General features: G+C 58.3%; 23 protein-coding genes and 2 pseudogenes. 19 read left to right on the top strand and 6 right to left on the bottom strand.

Annotated features, from left to right (window positions below):
• Nucleotides 1-141 precede the first annotated feature (141 nt).
• Both P6U16_RS07300 and P6U16_RS07295 read left to right on the top strand, forming a co-directional pair.
• A complete protein-coding gene (locus P6U16_RS07300; RefSeq protein ID WP_277703782.1) occupies nucleotides 142-825 on the top strand; it encodes a helix-turn-helix transcriptional regulator in 684 nt (227 codons plus the stop codon).
• 11 nt (nucleotides 826-836) lie between these two features.
• Nucleotides 837-1,562 (top strand): annotated as a pseudogene (locus P6U16_RS07295) (helix-turn-helix transcriptional regulator); the annotation flags it as partial.
• A gap of 63 nt (nucleotides 1,563-1,625) precedes the next feature.
• Here the strand turns inward: P6U16_RS07295 and P6U16_RS07290 are convergent.
• The 6 genes and pseudogenes from P6U16_RS07290 to motA all read right to left on the bottom strand — a co-directional run bounded on the left by P6U16_RS07290 (nucleotide 1,626) and on the right by motA (nucleotide 6,932).
• Nucleotides 1,626-2,066 (bottom strand): hypothetical protein, encoded by a 441-nt coding sequence (locus P6U16_RS07290; RefSeq protein ID WP_277703200.1) that lies wholly within the window; start codon nucleotides 2,064-2,066, stop codon nucleotides 1,626-1,628.
• A 4-nt stretch (nucleotides 2,067-2,070) separates the two neighbouring features.
• Nucleotides 2,071-3,151: pseudogene (gene flhB, locus P6U16_RS07285) on the bottom strand (flagellar biosynthesis protein FlhB).
• A 203-nt stretch (nucleotides 3,152-3,354) separates the two neighbouring features.
• On the bottom strand, nucleotides 3,355-4,386 hold the full coding sequence (gene fliG, locus P6U16_RS07280) for a flagellar motor switch protein FliG (protein ID WP_277703199.1): 1,032 nt from the start codon (nucleotides 4,384-4,386) through the stop codon (nucleotides 3,355-3,357).
• Between the two features lie 30 nt (nucleotides 4,387-4,416).
• Complete coding sequence (gene fliN, locus P6U16_RS07275; protein WP_277703198.1) at nucleotides 4,417-4,902, bottom strand: flagellar motor switch protein FliN; 486 nt, start codon at nucleotides 4,900-4,902, stop codon at nucleotides 4,417-4,419.
• A 197-nt stretch (nucleotides 4,903-5,099) separates the two neighbouring features.
• Nucleotides 5,100-6,050 (bottom strand): FliM/FliN family flagellar motor switch protein, encoded by a 951-nt coding sequence (locus P6U16_RS07270; RefSeq protein WP_277703197.1) that lies wholly within the window; start codon nucleotides 6,048-6,050, stop codon nucleotides 5,100-5,102.
• A gap of 3 nt (nucleotides 6,051-6,053) precedes the next feature.
• Nucleotides 6,054-6,932 carry a flagellar motor stator protein MotA gene (motA, locus tag P6U16_RS07265; RefSeq protein WP_277703196.1) on the bottom strand — a complete coding sequence of 293 codons (879 nt, stop codon included), beginning with the start codon at nucleotides 6,930-6,932 and terminating at the stop codon, nucleotides 6,054-6,056.
• A gap of 184 nt (nucleotides 6,933-7,116) precedes the next feature.
• Between motA and P6U16_RS07260 the strand changes: the two genes are divergently transcribed.
• From P6U16_RS07260 to P6U16_RS07180, 17 genes are all read left to right on the top strand, one after another.
• Entirely contained in the window at nucleotides 7,117-7,896 is a 780-nt protein-coding gene (locus P6U16_RS07260; RefSeq protein WP_277703195.1) for a DUF1217 domain-containing protein, read from the top strand.
• A 1-nt stretch (nucleotide 7,897) separates the two neighbouring features.
• On the top strand, nucleotides 7,898-8,623 hold the full coding sequence (gene flgF, locus P6U16_RS07255) for a flagellar basal-body rod protein FlgF (protein ID WP_277703194.1): 726 nt from the start codon (nucleotides 7,898-7,900) through the stop codon (nucleotides 8,621-8,623).
• 24 nt (nucleotides 8,624-8,647) lie between these two features.
• Nucleotides 8,648-10,051 (top strand): flagellar protein export ATPase FliI, encoded by a 1,404-nt coding sequence (gene fliI / locus P6U16_RS07250; RefSeq protein WP_277703193.1) that lies wholly within the window; start codon nucleotides 8,648-8,650, stop codon nucleotides 10,049-10,051.
• Entirely contained in the window at nucleotides 10,048-10,602 is a 555-nt protein-coding gene (locus tag P6U16_RS07245) for a flagellar protein (RefSeq protein WP_277703192.1), read from the top strand. Before fliI ends, P6U16_RS07245 begins: the two co-directional genes overlap by 4 nt.
• A gap of 203 nt (nucleotides 10,603-10,805) precedes the next feature.
• Nucleotides 10,806-11,186 (top strand): flagellar basal body rod protein FlgB, encoded by a 381-nt coding sequence (gene flgB, locus P6U16_RS07240; protein ID WP_277703781.1) that lies wholly within the window; start codon nucleotides 10,806-10,808, stop codon nucleotides 11,184-11,186.
• Nucleotides 11,187-11,191: 5 nt separating this feature from the next.
• Nucleotides 11,192-11,611: a flagellar basal body rod protein FlgC gene (gene flgC / locus P6U16_RS07235; protein ID WP_277703191.1), complete on the top strand. Its 420-nt coding sequence runs from the start codon at nucleotides 11,192-11,194 to the stop codon at nucleotides 11,609-11,611.
• The gene (locus P6U16_RS07230) at nucleotides 11,611-11,955 is read left to right on the top strand and encodes a flagellar hook-basal body complex protein FliE (RefSeq protein ID WP_277703190.1); all 345 of its coding nucleotides are present in this window, start codon (nucleotides 11,611-11,613) and stop codon (nucleotides 11,953-11,955) included. The genes flgC and P6U16_RS07230 overlap by 1 nt, the downstream gene beginning before the upstream one ends.
• A 12-nt stretch (nucleotides 11,956-11,967) precedes the next feature.
• The gene (gene flgG, locus P6U16_RS07225) at nucleotides 11,968-12,756 is read left to right on the top strand and encodes a flagellar basal-body rod protein FlgG (protein ID WP_277703189.1); all 789 of its coding nucleotides are present in this window, start codon (nucleotides 11,968-11,970) and stop codon (nucleotides 12,754-12,756) included.
• An 8-nt stretch (nucleotides 12,757-12,764) separates the two neighbouring features.
• A complete protein-coding gene (gene flgA, locus P6U16_RS07220; protein ID WP_277703188.1) occupies nucleotides 12,765-13,289 on the top strand; it encodes a flagellar basal body P-ring formation chaperone FlgA in 525 nt (174 codons plus the stop codon).
• Entirely contained in the window at nucleotides 13,286-14,401 is a 1,116-nt protein-coding gene (locus P6U16_RS07215; protein ID WP_277703187.1) for a flagellar basal body P-ring protein FlgI, read from the top strand. Before flgA ends, P6U16_RS07215 begins: the two co-directional genes overlap by 4 nt.
• A gap of 47 nt (nucleotides 14,402-14,448) precedes the next feature.
• Nucleotides 14,449-14,928 carry a MotE family protein gene (locus P6U16_RS07210; protein ID WP_277703780.1) on the top strand — a complete coding sequence of 160 codons (480 nt, stop codon included), beginning with the start codon at nucleotides 14,449-14,451 and terminating at the stop codon, nucleotides 14,926-14,928.
• Nucleotides 14,925-15,635: a flagellar basal body L-ring protein FlgH gene (gene flgH / locus P6U16_RS07205; protein WP_277703186.1), complete on the top strand. Its 711-nt coding sequence runs from the start codon at nucleotides 14,925-14,927 to the stop codon at nucleotides 15,633-15,635. Before P6U16_RS07210 ends, flgH begins: the two co-directional genes overlap by 4 nt.
• A gap of 54 nt (nucleotides 15,636-15,689) precedes the next feature.
• Nucleotides 15,690-16,199, top strand: a complete 510-nt coding sequence (locus tag P6U16_RS07200) for a flagellar basal body-associated FliL family protein (protein ID WP_277703185.1) — start codon at nucleotides 15,690-15,692, stop codon at nucleotides 16,197-16,199.
• 7 nt (nucleotides 16,200-16,206) lie between these two features.
• The gene (gene fliP, locus P6U16_RS07195) at nucleotides 16,207-16,944 is read left to right on the top strand and encodes a flagellar type III secretion system pore protein FliP (protein WP_277703184.1); all 738 of its coding nucleotides are present in this window, start codon (nucleotides 16,207-16,209) and stop codon (nucleotides 16,942-16,944) included.
• 326 nt (nucleotides 16,945-17,270) lie between these two features.
• Nucleotides 17,271-18,245 carry a flagellin gene (locus P6U16_RS07190; RefSeq protein ID WP_277701950.1) on the top strand — a complete coding sequence of 325 codons (975 nt, stop codon included), beginning with the start codon at nucleotides 17,271-17,273 and terminating at the stop codon, nucleotides 18,243-18,245.
• A 266-nt stretch (nucleotides 18,246-18,511) separates the two neighbouring features.
• A complete protein-coding gene (locus P6U16_RS07185; RefSeq protein WP_277703183.1) occupies nucleotides 18,512-19,486 on the top strand; it encodes a flagellin in 975 nt (324 codons plus the stop codon).
• A gap of 270 nt (nucleotides 19,487-19,756) precedes the next feature.
• Entirely contained in the window at nucleotides 19,757-20,731 is a 975-nt protein-coding gene (locus P6U16_RS07180) for a flagellin (RefSeq protein ID WP_277703182.1), read from the top strand.
• Nucleotides 20,732-20,926: the final 195 nt, after the last annotated feature.

Genomic DNA, 20,926 nt, shown 5'->3' with positions numbered 1-20,926 from the left:
GGCGGAACGCCCGGGAAAAGCTGTCGGCGGCGGCGGCGAAGGCGCTTCGAGCAGGACGGCGAGTCCATAACGAGGGGCAAAATTATGGATGTTCTACAAGCTGAAAGTGCGACCTGGGCGGGGTCGTTGACATCTGTGCGTATGGTTGGCCGAGTATCGACAAGAGAGCAGTTGATCCGCAGGCTGGGCGAGTTCGCCGAGCGCGGGAACCTGGGCAAGGGGCTGGCCGCCTTGACCGAATATGTCGGGGCCACGCATTACCTTCTGGCGCGCTACGACCTCTCGCAGGATGAAGGGCTCGATTTTGTCGTATGCTCGGATTGGCCGTTCGATGTCGTCAAGAGGCTGGCCAAGGTCATGTCTGGGCTGCATTCGAAGACCAACGAGCTTGAGAAATGCCTGTCCGTGCTGCAGCCGTGCTTCATGTCGCTGCCGGATGATGTCGATATCAGCCGTGGTATCAGCCGGGAATATTGCTCGATTACCTTCAATGTCGGCCGTGTCCGCCTTTCGCTGATGCTGCTCTTCCCCACCGATGTCATACTTTCGCAGGAAAGCGTCCGCGACGTCGGGCTGCTGACGGCCTACTTCGCCAGCTTTGCCAATGAGCGCAGCGTTCGCAGTGACCGTGATTTCGATCTGACGGAGCGCGAGCTCGAATGTCTCTTCTGGATTGCCGAGGGTAAGACGAGCGACGAAATTGCAACGATTCTGGGCATCTCGCGTAATACCATTAACAACTATATCACCAGCGTCATGCGCAAGACCGCCACGAAGACACGGTCAGAGGCCATTGCCTACGCTGTTCGAAACAATCTGGTCTAGGAGCGACGACTATGGTCTACATCCTGCCGCCCACGACACGCACTGCTGATGATAGCAAGCCGGGACGCCAGGTAAGGGTGTCGCGAGCGTCCACACTGGTTGCGCGCCTCCAGGCGATGCAGAAGCAGATCAATGCCAAGCATTTTGCAGTTTTTCGTCTTAACGGGAGCGGACTGCCGGCGTCTCGCAAACTTACCTGCGTGCTTGATAATTGGGGGCCGGGATCGGAAGTCACTGCGCATGATCTGACCTCGGCCTATAGCGACCAACTGCTGGAGCATCTCGATGCATCGCTCCTGCCAATATTGTGGAACGGTACCGGCGATCATCAGGCTGTCGAGGTTTCCGACTTCTCCCGCTTCACGCATCGTTTGAAGGGTCGTTTCCTGCCCTTTTCCGGCATTGCCTTTCCCGTTCGCCTCGGTGCACAGGGAAATGGCTATGTCATTTTCATGGGCAGCTATATTGATCTCTCAAGCGCTGTCATCATCGACCTGCATGGGCGCAGTTGCCAGATAATGACCGACATTCTTGGCGCCGATGAGCGTCGGGCATTGCCGTCGGAATCCTTGAGCGATCGGGAAATCGCTTGCCTGCAGATGGCAGGCGATGGTTACATCAGCGAAGAAATTGCCGAGAAAATGGGTCTTTCCGTTCATACCGTAAATGCCTATCTCGGCGTTGCCACGACAAAGCTGGATTCCGTCAACCGAATCCAGGCGATCGCCAAGGCGATTCTGCCTCGGCTACATCAGCTGATATTCAGTCTGCGAAACAGTGCGGGGGAGGATGGCGGGCTGTCAGCTCGCCATTGCCGTCGGATAGGATGTGACGAATTTTGCAGCATTCAGGCTTTTCGCCAGAAACGCGGTGTTTTCGTCCGGATCGTTTGAGGGTGTCTGGAAAGCGATATGGTTGATTTCCACGCCGGCGGTATCCTTGCCCAGCGCTAGTTGGGCATAAACAGTGACGCCGTCGGGCTTCAGCTCGAGATCAAGCACGATTTCAGGCTGGGTATCCCAATCGAGGCTATAATTGCCCCCGATGCCGAAGTTTACCGTGCCGGGAAGGAAGTAAAGTTCAGCGGCCGATGAAACGAGATCGGCTAGGCTACCATGGGACTCAAAGCGCAGCAGCGCTATGAAATCGGCTGCGTCGATCAGGCGCAATTCTGTGGCGACCGGACGGATGGCTTCGGCTACAATTTTCTCGCGCTGTTCGGAATACTGGCATTTTTTCATCGACTTACGTCATCCGTTTCGTGTTCGGCTGCGTTGCGTAAACCCGGTGGATCAGTTCGGCTACTGCCTTGTAGAAGACCGGTGGAATCACACTATCGACCGAGACTTGCGCAAACATTGAGCGTGCGAGGGGCGGGTCCTCAAAAACTGGAATACCGTTTTTTCCGCAAGCTCGCGAATCTTCAATGCGACGAGATCCTGTCCCTTGGCAACCACGACTGGCGCATCGCCTTCTTCCTTCACATAACGCAGCGCCACCGCAAAGTGGGTCGGGTTGGCGATGACAAGCGTCGCGCGCGGAACCGACGAAATCATCCGCCGACGCGCGCGGTCCCTGGCGATCGAACGCAGTCGTGCCTTGATGATTGGGTCGCCCTGTGATTGCTTCAGTTCTTCCTTCACCTCCTGCTTGGTCATGCGCAGTTCGGTGTACCAGTGGTAGCGTGTCCAGAAAAATCGACAACGGCGATCGTGGCGGTCGCGAAGAGGATGACGATCATGATCTCGTTGAGATCACCGGTCAGCGTCGTAAAGATCGTCAGCGGATCGGAGAACATCGATTCGAGCGAGGCGTAATAGTCATTCTTGAGTACCATCACGATCACAACGGAGACGATGATGATCTTGAAGAGCGACTTGCCAAATTCGACAAGACCTTGGGCTCCGTAGATTCGCTTCAAGCCACCGATGGGCGAAATGCGGTTCATTTTCGGTGCTATCCTGTCAAGAACCGGCGAGGGCAGGTTCTGCAGGACCGATGAGCCAAGGCCAAAGACGACAAGCAGCGCGAAAATCGGGATCATCAATGCGCTTGTCGACCAGAAGATGTGGGTGACCAAGGCGACGACATCAGTGGATGTCTCGATGCGCCACGCTTCGGGCTGTTCAAAAATGTCCTTCAACGCCTCGGCAAGCGTGGTGAAGCCCTGCGGCATGAAAAACACGAAAAAAATGTAGATGCCGATCGTCGAAGCGAACATCGTCACTTCGCGCGAGAAGGGCACATTGCCTTTCTCGGCCGCATCGGACAATTTTTTCTCCGATGGCAGTTCTGTTTTACTGTCTTTGTCCTGATCTTCAGACATCAGATCGACGAGCCCTCGCGCTGAGCCGCAGTCTTTGCGCGACAGCCAGTTGTGATCCTGACACCAGCCGGATGCAAGAGGCACCACCTGTTAAAGCGACTGGCCTCACAGAAACCGCAACTTTTACTTTTGATCGGGTTGAGAAACAAAAACACGCGCCTGGCTCAAATAGCCTGACGCGTGGTTTGTTAAAACGTCCGACGTCAGGCTGCGGCTTGCGTCTTCTCTTTCAGTTCGATCTGGCCGCTGGCGGCAAGGCGGATCGCTTCCTGGGTGATGGAACGACGGGCAATTGCGATATCGCGCGGGTTGATGCCCGCATCGCCAGCCGAGAGGTCGGACTCGATCATGCGGCGCTGGCGTGCGCCGAGCGAGGCCAGAACCGATTCGCGCAGTGCCATGCTGGAGCCGCGCAGGGCCATGGTGATGATATCGCCAGAGACGTCGTTGAACAGTTGGACTCGGCTGCGCTGCGGCATTGCGAGAATGTCGTCGAAAAGGAAGATTTTCGGGCGAACCTTCTTGACCGCATCGGTGTTGAGGCTTTCGAGCGAGGCAAGAAGGCTGTCGACCTGGTTCTTTTCCAGTTCGTTCATGACTTCGGCGATCTTGATCGACCCCGTCGAATTCCGGTCGGCGTCCAGTTCGCGCATCATCTCGAAGACGCGCGTTTCGATGATCGTTGCGGCTTTCGGGCTGACGCTTTTCATATTGACGGCACGGTTGATAATATCGGCACGGCTCTGCTCGGGAAGCTGCAGCAGCACCTTGGCGCCAAAAGTCGAGGGCATCATGGACAACACATAGGCAATTGTCTGCGGATGTTCCTTGCCGAGATACTGGGCCACGGAAACGGGGTCGGATTCTTGCAAACGGTCCCAGATGTTTGCCTCATAGGACTGGAAAGTGGTGCGCCGTCCAAGCAGGCCATCGACTTCGTCAGGTGAAAGGCCTTCTTCCAGGATTCCCTCGATGGCCTTGGCGTTATCCATCAGGCCGGCGCCCTCGGTAAACAGGTCCTCGAATTCGTTGACGAGGATTTCCAGTTCATGTGGGGGAATGGATCGGAGCGATTGCGCCGAGGCGATGATCGCCTGCAATTCGCTCTGTGTAAAGAATTTCAACAATTTACCGGCGATGGGCTTACCCATAGCGAGAAGGACCGCCGCAGCCTTGTCGATTTGGCTGAGAGGGCTGGTCGGCGCTTGTGCCGCGAAATTGTCGAAATCCATCATGGATTGATCCTCGTGGCCCAGGTCTGGGCTTTAAACTTTACTGGTACCCTTGATTTCGATGAGCTTCACACCGAAACGTGTTTCATCGTCTTCCAGAACCGTAATCTCGCCCCGACCGATGACCCGACCGTTGACGACGATATCGACGGCTTCGCCGATCCTGCGGTCCAGCGCGATCGTTGCACCTTCGGTCAGATTCATCAGGCTTGAAACCTGCATGCGGCTCGATCCGAGAACGATCTGGACCTCGATCGGAATGTCCATGATCAGATCGAGATTGGCGGTCAGACTGCTGCCGGGTTCGCTGGATGTCGAGCTGCCATCGAGGTGCGCGCCGCCGAAATCGCTGGAGCCGTCGAAATCGCTCGTTCCGAATGCCGTTCCGGAAACCGCATCGTCGCCGAAATCGGTCGAGCCAAAATCGCCGCCAAAGCTGTCAAGGCCGCCAGCCGTGTCTCCGAAGGAACTGCCGAAATCCGACGAAAGGTCAGGTGTTTCAGCGGCGCCGAAATCCATGTCGAAATCGGATCCGGGCAGTGTTCCTGCGCTGTCGCTTTTCAGGACGCCGCGCAGATCGTCGATCGCCTGGTCGAGTTCGTCATCGCCGACGTTGGGAATCGCTTGTTCGCCAATGGGTGCTTTTTGGTAGCCATGTTTGAATTATTCCAGTTGAAACTTGCCCCAACCATACTGCGGGTCGGAGCGCGGTTCTTTTAACCCATGATATGGTGAAGAATGTCGTTCTCGGATCCGTGTGTGTCCTTTATCCGAACGGTATATTTTGCGCCGGAGCGCCCGAACTCGCAGATGTAGAGCTCCCTGCCATTGGCATTGACCTCGACGCGCACGTCCTGGGCATCGTGAAAAGGAATGACGTCGCCCGGTTGCAGGCGGCTGATCGTGTCAAGCGTCAGGCTTTCAAGCTTGATGCGAGCCTCAAGCGTTACCGCAGAGCGGCGAACCTGCTGTTCCAGATGCTCGTTCCATTCGGACTTTGCTTTCTTGTTGTGCCCCACGCCTTTGGGAAAAACGATCGTCGTTTTCAGAAGTGTTTTCTGCGGCACGATCACGGAGAATGTCGAAAGGACTGGGCCGAGGCCAACAGTGACGTTGACGCAGGCTGCGTAACAATCCTCGACATCCGGATCGTCGGCTGGACGTGTGGCCGAATTGTACGGCCTGCCGACCAGCGGTTCGAAGCCACCGCTCGCGTTGACCGCCGAACGCAGGACATCGGCGAATTTCTCGAAGATCATCGTCGCGGCATCAAGTTCGATGGCAGACAGTGCCCGGGGCTTCGGCTCCTCGATGGCAGACGGTGGCGCACCGAGCAGCGTTTCCATCAGCGTGATGATCAGCGGGCTGTCGCAGCTCAGCGTGAAATCCGCAGCCCAGTTACGCAGCGAGGCATCGCTGAGCGCGACGGCAGTGCCGAGATCGGTAACCAGCTCACTTTTCATGCCCACATCGAAACCGGCATAGGCGATAGCGATGTCGAGCCCGGTTTCTGCCTTGAGAATGTCAGGAAGAAACTCCGAAAAGATATGGCCGAGATCGCCGCAGATCTTGCCGATGGTCTGGCTATCGCCAAGAGCGCCGGTCATGCGCGCCAGAAGGCGGCGATCGAAAGGATGAACGTTGTCGGTGGTGGTGTGTGCTGTCATGGATCAGGCCGCCTTGCTTTCGCCGCCGCCGCCCGGATTCATCATTTCCTGCTCGACGGCATCGATGGACGGACGCTCATAGGCCGAAATCGTCTTGCGTCCGTATTCCAGCGCAACCTGGGGGACCGAGCCGTTCATGTAGGCAAGGAGCGTCTGCTTGACGATGATGTAGAGGCGTCCCTGCTTGTCGCGCACCGTCTTGATGTTGGCGATGATCGGGCTGACGATGCAGTAGGAGAGGAAGATGCCGAGCATGGTGCCGACGAGAGCAGCGGCGATCTTGCCGCCAAGCACTTCAGGCGCTTCCGTGATCGCGCCCATGGCCTTGATGACGCCGAGAACGGCGGCGACGATGCCGATCGCCGGGAAGGCGTCGCCCATGGTGACGAGCGCATTGTAGCCCTTCATCTTGTCATGGGTGATGGTGTTGATTTCCTCGTCCATCAGTGCTTCGATCTCATGGCTGCGGGCATTGCCGATAATGATAAGGCGGACATAGTCGCAGATGAAGGACGTCAGTTCCTTGTTCTTCAGCACGGTCGGCGCCTGCTGGAAGATCGAGGATTCGTCCGGGTTGTCGATGTGGCTTTCGATCTCGTTGCGCGACTTGGTGCGCAGGTCGCGCATCAGGCTGTAGAGGACGCCGAGCGTATCGAGATAGTGGCGTTCCTTCGGAACTTTGTTGGTAAAGGCCTCTCCCAGGGCTTTGCCGGTGTCTTTGATCACCTTCATCGAATTGGCAATGATGAAGCCGCCAATGCCCGCGCCGCCGATGATGACAAGCTCGAAGGGCTGGTTCAACACCTCCATGTGGCCGCCCATGGCGATGTAGCCGCCGATGATACAGCCGAATGTCAGGAGAAGGCCGATGATGATGTTCATGTTTTTTGTCCGCCAAGATCGCAATTTTCAAGGCCACAGATACGGTTTCTGCCTTGCGTGAGGCTGGCCCGGGAGCCTTTTTCCGGCCTCTTCCGGAACAGGTTCGCGCAAGCAAAAGGATGCAGGTTCTGCCCAATGGGCGCGTGCTGCGCTGTTTCGAATATGAGCCAACGGGGGTGCCGTCGTGACGACGACCTATACCAGCTACAAACTCATCACCGCCGACCTGTCGAAATCGCTGGAGCGCGTGGCAGAACAGCCAGACGTTGCGCGCGAGACGGAATATTATCTTTCCAAGATCGGCGATGTGAAATCCATCGACGAGTTTTTTGCCGACAGCCGGCTCTATAACTACGCGATCAAGGCACACGGCCTGGAAGACATGGGTTACGCCAAGGCTTTCATGCGCAAGGTCCTGACGGAAGGTGTTGATAGTGAGGACGCCTTCGCCAAGAAACTGACGGACAGTCGTTATTCGGAGTTGGTGGAATCGCTGAACTTCGCCCGCAATGGCGCGGCGGCAACATCCTTTGACAAGGCGCAGAAGGGCGTGGCGGATAAGTATGCCCGCCAGACGCTTGAGCAGAACGCCGGCGAGGAAAACTCCGGCGTACGGCTCGCGCTTTACTTCGAACGCATGGCGCCGTCGATCACCAGTGGCTACGGTCTTCTGGCCGACAATGCCCTGGCGCAGGTTGTGCGCACAGTGATGCAGCTACCCGACGAATTCGCCGCTTCCGACATCGACAAGCAGGTTGCCACGATCGAAAAGACGATCGATATCGACGATTTCAAGGATCCGGCAAAGCTGAGCAAATTCATGGAGCGGTTCACGGCTCTTTGGGAGCTGAACAACTCCTCCGATCCCTACGACCCGCTCGCCGTCTTCGGATCCTCCAGCGGCTACGGCATTTCCTCTGATCTGCTTCTCTCCATCAATAGACTGAAACTCGGAGGGCTCTGATATGCAGACCGGCCTTTATGTCGCGATTTCCTCTCAGGTTGCGCTTGAAAAGCGTCTGAATACGCTTGCGGACAACGTCGCCAATTCCAGCACCGTCGGCTTCCGCGCAACGGAGGTGAAATTCAATCAGGTGGTTGCCGATACACAGCCCGCTAAGGTCGCCTTCGTGTCAGAAGGACAGGAATTCATCAACACCAACAATGGCGGCCTCAGGCAAACGAATAATTCTCTGGATTTTGCGATCAAGGGCGACGCCTGGTTTCAGATCGAGACGCCAGCGGGTCCAGCGCTCACCCGCGACGGCCGTTTCACGATCACCGATAATGGCGATCTGGTCACGATCCGCGGCTATCCGGTGCTCGATCCGGGTGGCGCGCCGATCCAACTGGGCAATGTCGCCGGCCCCGTCGAGGTCGGTGCCGACGGCTTGATCCGACAGAATGGTGCACAAGTCGCTTCGTTCGGCCTCTACGAGGCCGATTTCACCAATGGCTTTATCCGCCATGAAAACAGTGCCGTCATTCCCGTGACGCAGCCGGAGCCGGTGGTTGATCGCTTTGACGTTGGCGTTCTTCAGGGGTTCGTCGAAGAGTCCAATGTCAACGCCGTCCAGGAAATGTCCCAGCTGATCATGGTCTCACGGGCCTTCGAGAATATCACGGCCCTGATGCGCGACAGCGAAGGCACACTGGACGAAGCGATCAAGACGCTTGGCGGCAACCGGTAAACCCACATCGTGACAGGAAACGGCATGCAGGGCGAGAAGATCCAGATCCGCAACACATCGACGTCGCTTGCAGCCCTTGCAGGTCTCGTCGGGCGATATTCCAATCCGGATTTTTCGATTGCGCCGGGCGGCCACGTCAAAACGATTTCAGCTGGTCACTACACCGTCAGCGGTCTGTCGCGTCACGTTCGCCTCGGCGAATTTGTTGCGCACCGGAGTGCGACCGGGATACATCTTGGCGAAGTCGTCAAAGTGGAACAGGAAACGGTAGTCGTTTGCCCGATCGAGCCGGGCGACCCGATCGGTATCCACGATACTGTTATCCGTAAGGGCGCCTTCCGTGTCGCACCGACTGAAGGATGGTGCGGCCGCACCATAAACGCGCTGGGCGAACCGATCGATGGACGCGGGCCGCTTTTGCAGGGTGATATCCGTCGCCCGATATCCAATACAGCGCCGCCGTCCATGACCCGCCAGCGTGTGCAGCATGGTTTCCGCACCGGCGTGCGCGCCATCGATATCTTCTCGCCGCTTTGCCTTGGCCAGCGTCTCGGTATTTTCGCCGGCTCCGGCGTTGGCAAATCGACGCTTCTCTCCATGCTGGCGCGCGCCGATGCCTTCGACAAGGTCGTGATTGCGCTGGTCGGCGAACGTGGTCGTGAAGTGCGCGAGTTCATCGAGGATACGCTGGGAGAAAACCTGTCCAAGTCGGTTGCCGTCGTCGCCACCAGCGATGAAAGCCCGATGCTGCGCAAGATGGCACCGCTGACAGCGATGACGATTGCCGAGCACTATCGCGACCAGGGCGACAACGTGCTTTTGATCGTCGATAGTGTGACGCGTTTTGCCCATGCGATCCGCGAAGTGGCAACTGCTTCGGGCGAGCCGCCGATCGCGCGCGGTTATCCGGCCTCCGTCTTTACAGAACTGCCGCGTCTTCTCGAGCGGGCCGGGCCTGGTGCCGAAGGTACCGGCACGATCACAGCGATCATTTCCATCCTTGTCGATGGCGACAATCACAACGATCCGATCGCCGACTCGACCCGCGGCATTCTCGACGGGCATATCGTCATGGACCGCAGCCTGGCCGAAGAGGGGCGCTACCCGCCCGTCAATCCGTTGGCTTCGGTGTCGCGTCTTGCGCGCAAAGCCTGGACGCCCGATCAGGAAAAGCTGGTCTCGCGGCTGAAGTCACTCATCCATCGTTTCGAGGAAACCCGAGACTTGCGCCTGATCGGCGGCTACCGTCCCGGCAGTGATCCTGATCTCGACATGGCCATCAAGCAGGTCCCGGTGATCTATGAAATTCTGAAACAGACACCCGGCGAGCGGCCGGCCTTCGATGCCTTCACCGATCTGGCCAATGCGCTGAAGGCGGCGGCGACAGTCGGTAACCAGCCAGCAGCCGGTTTGAGACCGAGAGCATGAACATGAACGATCAAGACGCCGACGAAATCGTGCCGCAGCGCAAACGCGGCGAACGCATCCCTACCATCGACAAGGCACTGGGCGCGGCAGGCATCACGCTTGCCGCAATCGCCACCTTCTTCCCGTGGTATGCTTTCCTGCACCAGGACAAGTTTGCCATGCCGGCACCCTGGAGCGGCGCAACGCGCGATCTGCCCGAGAAGATCGGTTCCGGAACCGTTGCTTCGCTTTCGCCCGACGGCGAGCCGGAAACCGACCCGGAGGTCAAGGCTGCCGTGGACCAGCTGTTTACCGCGACGGTGCCGTCGACGGATGACGAAGGCACCCTGGCAAACCAGAAGGATGGGCCGGAGCAGCCCTTTCCGGGTTCGTCGGGCTTCAAGCTGATGCACGTCGCCAACGGCCGGGCTCTGATCGAAGATGCCAGCGGCATGTATATCGTGCGCGTCGGTTCCGTCTTGCCTGATAACAGCCGGCTGGCCACGCTCGAGCAGCGCGAGGGACGTTGGGTGATGATCACCTCCAACGGCGACATCTTTCAGACCAACTGATTTTGCGACGGTCGCATCCGTGCGACGAACAATCCGCCATGATGGCCGAATATCCGGGCGCGCCCTTGCGGCCCGGTAACCGTTGCCCAGCGCGGCGGGTTTCCCCTGCGTGCCAGGGTATGATTTTTCGCATCTGCATCCAAGACAAGTCCCACGCAAGATTACGGCCCTAGGTTCGGCATCAACAAGCATGGAGTCGCATGATGCAACCTATTCAGCTTTTCGATCTCGCGTCCCGTCAGGCCCAGTGGCTATCGGTCCGCCAGAACGTTGTCGCCGGCAATATCGCCAATGCCAGCACACCGCATTATGCGGCAAAAGATATCAAACCCTTCGAAAGTGTCCTCCAGTCAACGGGTGTCCAGATGGCCGCAACGCAGCCCGGACATTTCACGCAGGGGGTCGAGGCGGCTCAAGTCACGGAAGTCGCCATGCTTGAAGGCGGAGAAGTCCAGATTTCGGGCAACAGCGTGTCGCTCGAGCAGGAAATGATGAAGACCGGTTCAATCAAGCGTGATTACGAGCTCAATACCGGCCTGGTGAAAGCCTTTCACCGGATGATGCTCATGGCGGTTAGGAAGTAGAACCGATGGATCCTCTGATCTCAGCTCTTAAAGTTTCGGCCACTGGCCTCGAAGCGGAATCGACTCGTCTGCGCATCGTTTCCGAAAACATCGCCAATTCGCGCTCGACGGGCGATGCCCCCGGAACGGACCCTTATCGTCGTAAGACGGTTAGCTTTGCCGCCGAGGTGGATCGCGCCAGCGGCGCCTCGATGGTCGAGGTCAAGCGTCTGGGAACGGATGACAGCGAATTCATCACCGAGTTTGACCCCGGCAATCCGGCAGCGGACGACAAGGGCATGGTCAAGCTGCCTAATGTCAACGTTTTGATCGAAATGGCCGACATGCGGGAAGCTAACCGCTCCTACGAGGCCAATCTCCAGACCATCAAGCAGGCACGCGACCTGATTTCGGCAACCATCGACCTCCTGAGGGCTTCGCAGTAATGATCAACGCAATCCAGAACATCGGCGGTCTTTCCAGCATTCAGGGTCTCGACGGCACGACGTCGACCTCGTCGGCAGCTTCCACCGCGCAGGCCATGCTTGGTGGCACATCGGCGGCCGGCAAGACACAGAGCTTCGCAGACGTCATGGGCAGCATGGCAACCGACATGGTCGGCAGCCTGAAAAAAGCGGAAGTTTCCTCGCTGCAGGGCATCCGCGGTGAAGCCAACACACGCGAAGTCATCGACGCCGTCATGAACGCCGAGCAGTCGCTGCAAACCGCCATCGCCGTTCGCGACAAGGTGGTCAGCGCCTATCTCGAAATCGCACGCATGCCGATTTAAAGGATCAGATTGATGAAAGCTCTTTCCATTGCCGCAACCGGCATGAACGCCCAGCAGCTGAACCTTGAGGTGATCGCGAACAACATCGCCAACATCAACACCACGGGTTACAAGCGTGCGCGCGCTGAATTCTCCGACCTGCTCTACCAGACCGAGCGAGCCGCAGGCGTTCCCAATCGCGCCAACCAGGCAGTGGTTCCGGAAGGCGCAAATATCGGCCTCGGTGTCCAGACCTCGGCGGTTCGCAACCTGCATCTGCAGGGCAGTCTTGTCTCGACCGGCAACGACCTCGACCTTGCATTGATCGGGCGCGGCTGGTTCCAGATCGAGACGCCGGATGGCGAAACGGCCTATACCCGCGCGGGCGCCTTCAACACCAATGCCGAAGGTCAGCTCGTCACCATCGACGGTTATACGGTCGTTCCGGGCGTCACCGTTCCGCCGAACACCAGCGAGATCACGGTCTCGACTTCCGGCCAGATCATGGCGCGTGTCGGCAACGATACGATCCCGCAGGAAATCGGCCAGCTGACGCTTGCCAACTTCGTCAACGAGGCCGGCCTTGAGCCGCAGGGCGACAACCTGTTCAAGCAGACGCCTGCCTCCGGCGATCCCGTGATCGGCACACCGGCGGATCCGGGTTATGCGCAGATCAAGCAGAAATATCTCGAGGCTTCGAATGTCGATCCGGTCAAGGAAATCACCGACCTGATCTCGGCACAGCGCGCCTATGAGATGAATTCGAAGATCATCCAGGCTGCCGACGAGATGGCCTCCACCGTGAGCAAGAACCTCAGATAGTAGAAGGAATGGCAAACATGACGTTTCGCCTGACTGCATCGGTAGCAAAAGCAAAAGGCACCCGCGGAAGTCTTCTTCTGCGGGCATCGGCCGTTGCCGCCTTGCTGTGCATAAGCTTGACGGTACAAAGCCCGGCGCAGGCGCAGACCCCCATGGCTGTCATTCCGACGCGAACGATCTATCCCGGCGAAGTGATCCAGAGCAATCAGGTCCAGGCGGTCGAAGTGACCAATCCGAACCTGACGGGCGATTATGCTTCCGCCGTCAGCCAGGTCGCTGGAAAGATTACCAGCCGTACGCTTCTGGCCGGCCGGGTCATTCTGACGTCGGCTCTTCGCGACCCTTACGCCGTCGAACGCGGCAAGGCCGTGCGCATCGTTTTCAACAATGGCCCGCTGACTATAACCGCCGCCGGCGCACCGCTCGAAAGTGCGGCGATCGGCGATCTGATCCGTGTCCGCAATACCGATTCCGGCATCATTGTCTCCGGAACCGTGATGGCCGACGGCACAATCCATGTGGTGGCAAAATGACCTTTCCTTTCGGCCGCTTGCTCCTGGCGCTGGCAACCGCCCTGTCCCTTGCGACAACCCCGGTTGCCGCCGCCTCGCGCATCAAGGATGTGGCCTCCGTCCAGTCCGGTCGTGACAACCAGCTGATCGGCTACGGCCTCGTCGTCGGCCTGCAGGGAACGGGCGACAGCCTGCGCTCCTCGCCGTTCACCGAACAGTCGCTGCGCGCCATGCTGCAGAATCTCGGCATTTCGACGCAGGGCAACGACTCGCGCTCGAAGAACATTGCGGCCGTTCTCGTCACCGCCAATCTGCCACCCTTCGCCAGCCCCGGTAGCCGCATCGACGTAACGGTTGGCTCTCTCGGTGATTCGACATCGCTGCGCGGCGGCACACTTGTCATGACCTCACTGTCGGGTGCCGACGGACAGATTTATGCCGTCGCTCAAGGATCCGTCGTCGTGACGGGGTTCAATGCACAGGGCGATGCCGCGTCGATTACGCAGGGAATCACGACGTCCGGTCGTGTGCCGAACGGCGCGATCATTGAGCGGGAGCTGCCGTCCAAATTCAAGGACGGCTTCAACCTGGTGCTGCAATTGCGCAACCCTGACTTCTCGACAGCGGTCGGCATGGCCGAGGCGATCAACCGCTATGCGACGCAGCAGTTCGGCGGTCGCATTGCAGAAGCGCGGGATTCCCAGTCCGTCGTCGTCGACAAGCCGAAAATGGCCGACCTTGCCCGCCTGATGGCAGATATAGAAAACCTGGTCATCGAGACGGATGTTCCGGCCCGCGTCGTCGTCAACGAACGGACAGGCACGATCGTCATCGGCCAGGACGTACGCATCTCCGAGGTCGCCGTCAGCTACGGCACGCTCACCGTGCAGGTGACGGAGACACCGACTGTGGTCCAGCCCGAGCCCTTCTCGCGCGGCGAAACCGCAGTCGAGCCCAACACGACGATCGAGGCGCAGGCGGATGGCGGCACGGTCGCGATCCTCAACGGGCCGAACCTGCGGTCTCTGGTCGCCGGCCTCAACAGCATCGGCGTCAAGCCCGACGGCATCATTTCCATTCTCCAGGGCATCAAATCGGCCGGAGCCCTCCAGGCGGAGCTCGTACTGCAATGACCAGCATCACGATTAAACTGTCCGCGCCTCGCTTGCTTGCAGCCGGTATGATCTGCGGGATGCTCGCGATCCCGGGTGCTTTCGCCCAGGACGTCGCGGCGCCGGTCGCCGGCAATGGCACCTCGGACGAGATCCAGCAATTCTGCACGAACATCGCCGATGCAGCGCGCGACCAGCGCTACGTTCTGCAAAAGAAGGAACTGGCCGAGCTCCAGGCCGGCGTCAATGAGCGCATCACCATGCTGGAAAAGCGTCGGGCGGAATACGAGGACTGGCTGAAGCGGCGCGACGACTTCCTGAAACAGGCGGAACTTGGCCTTGTTGATATCTACAAGACCATGAAGGCGGATGCCGCTGCCGGGCAACTCGAACTCGTCAATCCGGAGATTGCAGCCGCCATCGTCATGAAGCTGCCGAAGCGCCAGTCGAGCCTTATCCTCGCCGAGATGGCGCCTGACAAGGCCGCTGTTCTGGCCAATATTATTTCAAGCGCCAGCGATCCGAACACATCGAAGGAACCATCATGAAATATCCTCTTCCGGTGTTGATGGTCGCAAGCCTGCTCTCGGGGTGCCAGAGCCAGACCTTCAATGAAATCGGCCGTGCACCGTCGATGAGCCCGATTGGCAGCGGCCTGCAATATGCGCAGACGCCGCAGATGGCGAGCTATCCGAAACAGGCGCAGCCGACAGCTCATGGCTACTCGCTGTGGAGCGACCAACAGGCCGCCCTTTTCAAGGATGCGCGCGCCCTCAATGTCGGCGATATCCTGACGGTAGACATCCGGATCGATGACAAAGCCTCCTTCGACAACAAGACGGATCGCAGCCGAACCAATGACAGCGGCTTCAGCATCGGTGCCAATGGCCAATCCGAGGTCAGTGACTTCGGATGGAAGGGCGGCCTCGATTATGGTTCGAACACATCGACGAAGGGCGAGGGCACGACAGAGCGCGCAGAAAAGCTCGTCCTGCTCGTTGCCGCGGTTGTGACCGGCGTGCTTGAAAACGGCAATCTCCTGATCAGCGGTTCGCAGGAAGTCCGAGTGAACCATGAAATCCGCATCCTCAATGTTGCCGGTATCGTCCGGCCGCAGGATGTGGATGCGAAGAACATGATTTCCTACGACAAGATCGCGGAGGCCCGCATCTCCTACGGCGGCCGCGGCCGCCTGACGGAAGTCCAGCAGCCGCCCATCGGGCAACAGGTCATGGATATCATCTCGCCGATCTGACGAGACGCCCGGCCGCCCGGCTGGGCGTGGTTGAAACAGGTATGGACTTTGATCATGGAAGAACTCGACGGCAAGCCCAGTGCGAAAAAACCATCGCCGATCATAACGATAGCGGCGATCGGTGTGCTGACCCTGCTTGCCGCCGGCGGCGGCTGGGTGCTGGGCGGCCTGATTGCACCCCCGCCCGAGAACGCTGCGGCGGCCGCTGTCGGACCGGCAGGCGAGGACCAGGGCGGCGAGAAGAAGAAGGATGAGGGGCTGCCGCATATCGCGACGGAGGCCAACGGCATCGTCCAGCTCGAGCCGATTACCACGAACCTCGCCTACCCCTCGGAAAACTGGATCCGTCTTGAGGTTGCCCTGCAGTTCAACGGTGCGCCTGACGTCACGCTGTCGGAGCAGATCCATCAGGATATCGCGGGTTACCTGAAGACGGTTTCGCTTCAGCAGATCCAGGGACCGCGCGGATTCCAGTATTTGAAGGATGACATCCAGGAACGGGTTGACCTTCGTTCCGAAGGGCGCGTAACCAATGTGATCTTCAGGACATTTGTCATCCAATGATTCGCCCATGATCCGTACCGTCGCATTCATAGTCGCCATGATGGCGATGTCCGGCATCGCGGGTGCGCAGGGTTTTCCTGCGGATATCCTGACGCAGCCGATCGACGGCTCCGTCGCCTCGTGGATCATCCGGACCTTTGGTCTTTTGACGGTGCTTTCGGTCGCGCCGGGCATTCTGATCATGGTCACCAGCTTTCCGCGCTTTGTCATCGCTTTCGCGATCCTGCGCACCGGCATGGGCCTTGCCACAACGCCGTCCAATATGATCATGGTCAGCCTTGCTCTGTTCATGACCTTCTACGTCATGGCGCCGACCTTCGACCGGGCATGGCAATCCGGCATAGACCCGCTCTTGAAGAACGAGATCACCGAAACCGAAGCCATCGCGCGCGTGTCGGAACCGTTCCGCGAATTCATGGCAGCCAACACCCGGGAAAAAGATCTTCAGCTCTTTATCGATATTGCAGAGGAGAAGGGACAGACCGTCGTCGTCGACGAGAAGGTAGACCTTCGCGCTTTGGTTCCCGCCTTCATGATTTCGGAAATCCGCCGCGGATTCGAGATCGGCTTCCTGATCATGCTGCCGTTCCTGGTGATCGATCTGGTGGTGGCCACCATCACCATGGCGATGGGCATGATGATGCTACCGCCGACATCGATCTCGCTGCCGTTCAAGATCCTGTTTTTCGTCCTGATCGACGGCTGGAACCTGCTCGTCGGCAGTCTGGTGCGCTCGTTCAACTGAAACGGTTTCATGGTTAATTTTGCGTCTATTTTTAAGACGTCAAAACATCTCAATTTTTTGCATAATTATCTGAATTTATTGAATTATTTCCGTTGTTGGCGATAAGCCTCGATTCAGTGTGAGCGTATTCGGAAACCTGGATGAACCGGCGGCTTTTAAGCAAATCGCAAGATGTTGCTGCGACATTGTCCTGGCATAACGGGTTTGGCGACCTCGTCCTGAAAAAGCAGCGCCAAGAGGCATGATGCCGATCCTTTATCACCGGTTATTTTTTAGTCCGGTATGTCCCCTATCCTTGTATCTTGTATCCTAGAGGGACACTGTAAATGACAAGCATTCTGACAAACTCCTCCGCCATGGCGGCCCTTTCCACCCTGCGTTCGATCTCCTCCGACATGGAATCGACCCAGGGCCGCATCTCGTCCGGCCTGCGCGTTGGCAGCGCTTCGGACAACGCCGCCTACTGGTCGATCGCAACCACCATGCGTTCGGACAACAAGGCTCTCTCGACGGTTCAGGATGCACTCGGCCTTGGCGCTGCCAAGACGGACACAGCCTATACCGGCCTGAACGCCGCCATCGACGTTGTTTCCGAAATCAAGGCCAAGCTGGTTGCTGCCCGCGAGCCGGGCGTCGACAAGACGAAGATCAACAAGGAAATCACCGAGCTGAAGAACCAGCTGGTTTCGACGGCAACGTCGGCTTCCTTCTCCGGTGAAAACTGGCTCTACAACGACTCGACGACGGCACTCGGCACCAAGGAAATGGTTGGCTCGTTCACCCGTTCCGCCGCAGGCACCGTTTCGGTCGGCGTTCTGTCCTTCGACGCTTCGACGTCCGTTCTCATCGACACCAAGGTCGCCGCCAACGGCCAGCTGACCAAGGGTGTTGCTGTTGCCCAGGCGAACGGCGCAACGGCTGCCACGACCGCAAACGCCACCTACTACCTCGTTCTTGCTTCGGGTGGTACGGCTGCAACCGGCGCAACGGCAATCTCGCTGACGTCCTCGACGAGCGACGACAACATCGAAGGCATGATCAGTGCCGTCGACGCCATGCTGACAAGCCTGACGGATTCGGCTGCAACGCTCGGCGCCACCAACAAGCGCATCTCGATGCAGGACGACTTCATGGCTGACCTGATGGACGTCATCGACAAGGGTGTCGGTCGCCTCGTCGATGCCGACATGAACGAAGAATCGACCCGCCTCAAGGCCCTGCAGACACAGCAGCAGCTCGGCATCCAGGCGCTCTCGATCGCCAACTCGGACTCGCAGAACATCCTGTCGCTCTTCCGTTAATCGGACCAGAAACGGCGCCGCCGGCCTTCCCCCAAGTCCGGTTCGCGACCTACAGAAAACCGCATCTCGAAAGAGGTGCGGTTTTTTCTTTCTGAAATGAATATGAGCTTCAGATTTCTTTAACCATGTTGGTGTTTTCTATGACCATCGAAACGGCAGGTTAACCAAGAAGATTAACGTGTTAGCAGGCATGATGCTGGCTGCTGTTTCCCGGTGAGTACCGGAATGTCCCTTCCATTTCATCTGTCAAAAGGGGCAGTCACATCATGACAAGCATTCTCACGAACTCCGCTGCAATGGCAGCACTTTCCACCCTGCGTTCGATCGCTTCGGGCATGGAAACGACCCAGGGTCGCGTCTCGTCCGGCCTGCGCGTCGAGACCGCGGCTGATAACGCCGCTTACTGGTCGATCGCCACGACCATGAAGTCGGACAACAAGGCTCTCTCGACGGTTCAGGATGCACTCGGCCTTGGCGCTGCCAAGACGGACACAGCCTATACCGGTCTCGACAACGCCATCGACGTGATCTCGGAAATCAAGGCCAAGCTCGTCGCCGCGCGCGAACCGGGCGTCGACAAGACGAAGATCAACAAGGAAATCACCGAGCTGAAGAACCAGCTGGTTTCGACCGCTCAGTCGGCTTCCTTCTCGGGCGAAAACTGGCTCTACAACGACTCGACGACGGCTATCGGCACCAAGGAAATGGTTGGCTCGTTCACCCGTTCCGCCGCAGGCACCGTTTCGGTCGGCATTCTGTCGTTTGATGCTTCGACGTCCGTTCTCATCGACACCAAGGTCGCTGCCAACGGCCAGCTGACCAAGGCTGTTGCTGTTGCTCAGCCGAACGGCGCAACTGCTGCCACGACCGCAAACGCCACCTACTACCTCGTTCTTGCTTCGGGTGGTACGGCTGCAACCGGCGCAACGGCAATCTCGCTGACGTCCTCGACGAGCGACGACAACATCGAAGGCATGATCAGTGCCGTCGACGCCATGTTGACAAGCCTGACGGACGCTGCTGCAACGCTCGGCGCCACCAACAAGCGCATCTCGATGCAGGACGACTTCATGGCCGACCTGATGGACGTAATCGACAAGGGTGTCGGTCGCCTCGTCGATGCCGACATGAACGAAGAATCGACCCGCCTCAAGGCCCTGCAGACACAGCAGCAGCTCGGCATCCAGTCGCTCTCGATCGCCAACTCCAACTCGGAAAACATCCTCTCGCTCTTCCGTTAATCGGAAAACGCTGCGGGCCGGTTATCCCCCACACCGGGCCGGGCAATGCAGGAAAACCGCATCTCGAAAGAGATGCGGTTTTTTCATTTTCCCGTTTAAAAATTTTAACACGTTCAGATTTCTTTAACCATGTTGGTGTTTTCTATGACCATCGAAACGGCAGGTTAACCAAGAAGATTAACGTGTTAGCAGGCATGATGCTGACTGCTGTTTCCCGGTGAGTACCGGAATGTCCCTTCCATTTCATCTGTCAAAAGGGGCAGTCACATCATGACAAGCATTCTCACGAACTCCGCTGCAATGGCAGCACTCTCCACCCTGCGTTCGATCGCTTCGGGCATGGAAACGACCCAGGGTCGCGTCTCGTCCGGCCTGCGCGTCGAGACCGCGGCTGATAACGCCGCTTACTGGTCGATCGCCACGACCATGAAGTCGGACAACAAGGCTCTCTCGACGGTTCAGGATGCACTCGGCCTTGGCGCTGCCAAGACGGACACAGCCTATACCGGTCTCGACAACGCCATCGACGTGATCTCGGAAATCAAGGCCAAGCTGGTGGCTGCCCGCGAGCCGGGCGTCGACAAGACGAAGATCAACAAGGAAATCACCGAGCTGAAGAACCAGCTGGTTTCGACCGCTCAGTCGGCTTCCTTCTCGGGCGAAAACTGGCTCTACAACGACTCGACGACGGCTATCGGCACCAAGGAAATGGTTGGCTCGTTCACCCGTTCCGCCGCAGGCACCGTTTCGGTCGGCATTCTGTCGTTTGATGCTTCGACGTCCGTTCTCATCGACACCAAGGTCGCCGCCAACGGCCAGCTGACCAAGGCTGTTGCTGTTGCTCAGCCGAACGGCGCAACTGCTGCCACGACCGCAAACGCCACCTACTACCTCGTTCTTGCTTCGGGTGGTACGGCTGCAACCGGCGCTACGATCATCAACCTGACCTCGTCGACGAGCGACGACAACATCGAAGGCATGATCAGTGCCGTCGACGCCATGCTGTCAAGCCTGACGGACGCTGCTGCAACGCTCGGCGCCACCAACAAGCGCATCTCGATGCAGGATGACTTCATGGCCGACCTGATGGACGTAATCGACAAGGGTGTCGGTCGCCTGGTGGATGCCGACATGAACGAAGAATCGACCCGCCTCAAGGCCCTGCAGACACAGCAGCAGCTCGGCATCCAGTCGCTCTCGATCGCCAACTCCAACTCCGAAAACATCCTCTCGCTCTTCCGTTAATCGGAGTGAACATGTCGCGCCTGCTGGCATGACTGCTGAACAAATGAATGATCTGCAAGCCGCATCCCAAAAAGGATGCGGCTTTTTCGTCGTTGACTTCAGGCTTGCGAAAGCAAGCGCCGTTAAGGTTTTCGTCAGGAAAGTTTATTTCCGTTCACATTGATTACCAACCCGCTAACGCTATTAACCTTTTGT

The organism is Rhizobium sp. 32-5/1, assembly GCF_029537235.1.
GTDB lineage: Bacteria > Pseudomonadota > Alphaproteobacteria > Rhizobiales > Rhizobiaceae > Pararhizobium.
The sequence above is the reverse complement of the archived record's forward strand: the minus strand, read 5'-3'. Positions and strand labels throughout refer to the sequence as shown.

Bases quoted from the DNA above. Each gene is read 5' to 3' on its own strand.
- P6U16_RS07300 (WP_277703782.1), top strand. From the start codon at position 142: ATGGTTGGCCGAGTATCGACAAGAGAGCAGTTGATCCGCAGGCTGGGC.
- P6U16_RS07290 (WP_277703200.1), bottom strand. From the start codon at position 2,066: ATGAAAAAATGCCAGTATTCCGAACAGCGCGAGAAAATTGTAGCCGAA.
- fliG (WP_277703199.1), bottom strand. From the start codon at position 4,386: ATGATGGATTTCGACAATTTCGCGGCACAAGCGCCGACCAGCCCTCTC.
- fliN (WP_277703198.1), bottom strand. From the start codon at position 4,902: ATGGATTTCGGCGCCGCTGAAACACCTGACCTTTCGTCGGATTTCGGC.
- P6U16_RS07270 (WP_277703197.1), bottom strand. From the start codon at position 6,050: ATGACAGCACACACCACCACCGACAACGTTCATCCTTTCGATCGCCGC.
- motA (WP_277703196.1), bottom strand. From the start codon at position 6,932: ATGAACATCATCATCGGCCTTCTCCTGACATTCGGCTGTATCATCGGC.
- flgF (WP_277703194.1), top strand. From the start codon at position 7,898: ATGCAGACCGGCCTTTATGTCGCGATTTCCTCTCAGGTTGCGCTTGAA.
- fliI (WP_277703193.1), top strand. From the start codon at position 8,648: ATGCAGGGCGAGAAGATCCAGATCCGCAACACATCGACGTCGCTTGCA.
- P6U16_RS07245 (WP_277703192.1), top strand. From the start codon at position 10,048: ATGAACATGAACGATCAAGACGCCGACGAAATCGTGCCGCAGCGCAAA.
- flgB (WP_277703781.1), top strand. From the start codon at position 10,806: ATGCAACCTATTCAGCTTTTCGATCTCGCGTCCCGTCAGGCCCAGTGG.
- flgC (WP_277703191.1), top strand. From the start codon at position 11,192: ATGGATCCTCTGATCTCAGCTCTTAAAGTTTCGGCCACTGGCCTCGAA.
- P6U16_RS07230 (WP_277703190.1), top strand. From the start codon at position 11,611: ATGATCAACGCAATCCAGAACATCGGCGGTCTTTCCAGCATTCAGGGT.
- flgG (WP_277703189.1), top strand. From the start codon at position 11,968: ATGAAAGCTCTTTCCATTGCCGCAACCGGCATGAACGCCCAGCAGCTG.
- flgA (WP_277703188.1), top strand. From the start codon at position 12,765: ATGGCAAACATGACGTTTCGCCTGACTGCATCGGTAGCAAAAGCAAAA.
- P6U16_RS07215 (WP_277703187.1), top strand. From the start codon at position 13,286: ATGACCTTTCCTTTCGGCCGCTTGCTCCTGGCGCTGGCAACCGCCCTG.
- P6U16_RS07210 (WP_277703780.1), top strand. From the start codon at position 14,449: ATGATCTGCGGGATGCTCGCGATCCCGGGTGCTTTCGCCCAGGACGTC.
- flgH (WP_277703186.1), top strand. From the start codon at position 14,925: ATGAAATATCCTCTTCCGGTGTTGATGGTCGCAAGCCTGCTCTCGGGG.
- P6U16_RS07200 (WP_277703185.1), top strand. From the start codon at position 15,690: ATGGAAGAACTCGACGGCAAGCCCAGTGCGAAAAAACCATCGCCGATC.
- fliP (WP_277703184.1), top strand. From the start codon at position 16,207: ATGATCCGTACCGTCGCATTCATAGTCGCCATGATGGCGATGTCCGGC.
- P6U16_RS07190 (WP_277701950.1), top strand. From the start codon at position 17,271: ATGACAAGCATTCTGACAAACTCCTCCGCCATGGCGGCCCTTTCCACC.
- P6U16_RS07185 (WP_277703183.1), top strand. From the start codon at position 18,512: ATGACAAGCATTCTCACGAACTCCGCTGCAATGGCAGCACTTTCCACC.
- P6U16_RS07180 (WP_277703182.1), top strand. From the start codon at position 19,757: ATGACAAGCATTCTCACGAACTCCGCTGCAATGGCAGCACTCTCCACC.